This window comes from Pseudonocardia sp. ICBG601, from assembly GCF_020496245.1.
Map to the genome: position 1 here is coordinate 1 of NZ_JAHLJA010000206.1, position 2,058 is coordinate 2,058.

The following is a 2,058-nucleotide window of genomic DNA, read 5'->3' on the forward strand; positions in this document are numbered from 1 at the left end:
ATCGCGACGCTGACCACGACCAGCGCGGACGCGCCGACGTACATGCCGCGGGCGCTGCGTGCGGTCCCGACGACGAGCTCGTCGTTCGGGTCGTCGTCGGCGAGGGGCTCTTGGGGCGCCCCAGAACACCCGCACCCAGACCCGGGCCACGGCGTAGAGGGTCAGCAGGCTCGCCAGCACGACGACGGGCGGCGACCAGCTCCCCGGCGAGGCCCGCGCCCGCACCGGCCTGCAGCAGCGGCGAGCTTCGCGACGAACCCCGAGGTCGGGGGCAGCCCGGCCAGGGTGATCGGGGGATCGCGAACAGCACGGCCAGGTGGGGCGCCTGCTGGGCCAGCCCACCCATCTGGGAGATCGACACCGTCCCGGTCCGGCGGGTGATGAGCCCGCTGACCAGGAACAGCGTCGCCTGCACCGTGATGTGGTGGACGACGTAGAGCCCGGTCCCGGCGATGCCGTCGGGGGGTGAAGGGCGAGCCCGAACACCATGACCCGATGTGGCTGACCAGCAGGAACGACAGCAACCGGTTGAGGTCGTCTCCTGCGCGACGGCGCCCAGCGGGCCCACCACCATCGTCACCGCGGCGATCACCAGCAGCAGCGTCGACGGGCTGTCCTGCGGGAACACCAGCGTCTGGGTGCGCAGCAGCGCGTAGATGCCGACCTTGGTGAGCAGGCCCGCGAACAGCGCGGTGACCGGGGCGGGGGCGTTCGGGTAGCTGTCGGGCAGCCAGAAGTGCAGCGGCACGATCGCCGCCTTGATGCCGAACACCACGATGAGCACCAGGGCGAGCACCGCGCGCAGGCCCTCCGGCAGCGCGCCCATCCGCCCGGCGAGGTCGGCCAGGTTGACCGTGCCGGTGGCGGCGTAGACGAGCCCGACCGCGGTGGAACAGCAGCGACGAGGTCAGCGACACGATCACGTAGGTCATGCCGGACCGGATCCGCGACGCCGACGTCCGCCGGGTGATGAGCACGTAGCTCGACGCCAGCATGATCTCGAACGCGAACGCACAGGGTGAACAGGTCGCCGGTCAGGTAGGCCAGCGACACACCCGTCGACAGCAGCAGGAAGATCGGGTGGAAAGTGGTGCTGGCGGTCTCCCGGCCGTAGTCGGAGATCCGCTGGTCGATCGCGTAGACCAGCACCGCCAGCGTCACCACCGACGAGATGAGCAGCAGCAAGCGCCGACATCCGGTCGGCGACGAGCACGATGCCCATCGGGGCGGGCCAGCCGCCGAGCTCGGCGACGACGGCCCGTAGGTGTCCGCGGCCACCAGCAGCACCGCGCCGACGACGCACACCAGCGCCAGGGTCACCACGCCGATGACCCGCTGGGCCGAGGCGCGGGGCGGCTGACGACGACGCTGGTCGCGGCGCCCCACATGGGCAGCAGCACCGGCAGCGTGACCAGGGCCTGCAGCGGGGTCACTTGCGCCCTCCTCGAGCTCGTGGGAGTCGGCGGTGTCCTCGGGCTCGGCGTCGGTCTCGTCCGCGGTGCCCTCCTCCATCGCGCCCTTGGGCTTCTGCCGGTCGCGATTGCGGCGGTCCTCCACGTCGTCCTGACCTCGTCGTGCCCGACGAGCACCCAGGAGCGGTAGCCCAGCGCCAGCAGCAGCGTGGTCAGGGCGAAGGTGATGACGATGGCGGTCAGCGCCAGCGCCTGCGGGAGCGGGTCGGCGATCTGCTCGGGGCAGCACCGCGTCGAGGATCGGGGCGCGCCGGGCGGTCCGCCGGAGACCTGCAGCAGCAGGTTCGCGCCGTGCCCGAGCACCACGATGCCGATCAGGATGCGCATCAGCGAGCGCTGCATCAGCAGGTAGAAAGCCGACCGAGTACAGCACCGCGAGCACGGCGCCATGCTCAGGGTGATGGTGGTGTTTCACCTCGGGCCACCTCGCGGGGGAGGTCCTCGCCCGCCTCGCGGGCGTCGCGGGCGATGCCGGACCCGAGCGAGCGCAGCAGGTCGAGCACCGCCACCGATGATCAGCAGGTAGACGCCGACGTCGAGCAGCAGGCTGCTCACGATGTCGAGGTAGCCGAACGGGCCGAAGGTG

At 71.6% G+C, this 2,058-nt stretch carries 2 protein-coding genes; both read right to left on the reverse strand.

Features of this window, described 5'->3' with window-relative positions; all coding sequences use genetic code 11:
• On the reverse strand, positions 1-826 hold an 826-nt coding region (locus KPL57_RS60405), incomplete at its 3' end, for a proton-conducting transporter membrane subunit (protein WP_264199967.1).
• Positions 827-1,316: 490 nt separating this feature from the next.
• Positions 1,317-1,814: an NADH-quinone oxidoreductase subunit K gene (locus KPL57_RS73360; RefSeq protein ID WP_374203959.1), complete on the reverse strand. Its 498-nt coding sequence runs from the start codon at positions 1,812-1,814 to the stop codon at positions 1,317-1,319.
• Positions 1,815-2,058 lie beyond the last annotated feature (244 nt).

Excerpts from the sequence above, each read along its gene's own strand:
- KPL57_RS73360 (WP_374203959.1), bottom strand. The coding sequence starts at position 1,814 with ATGCAGCGCTCGCTGATGCGCATCCTGATCGGCATCGTGGTGCTCGGG.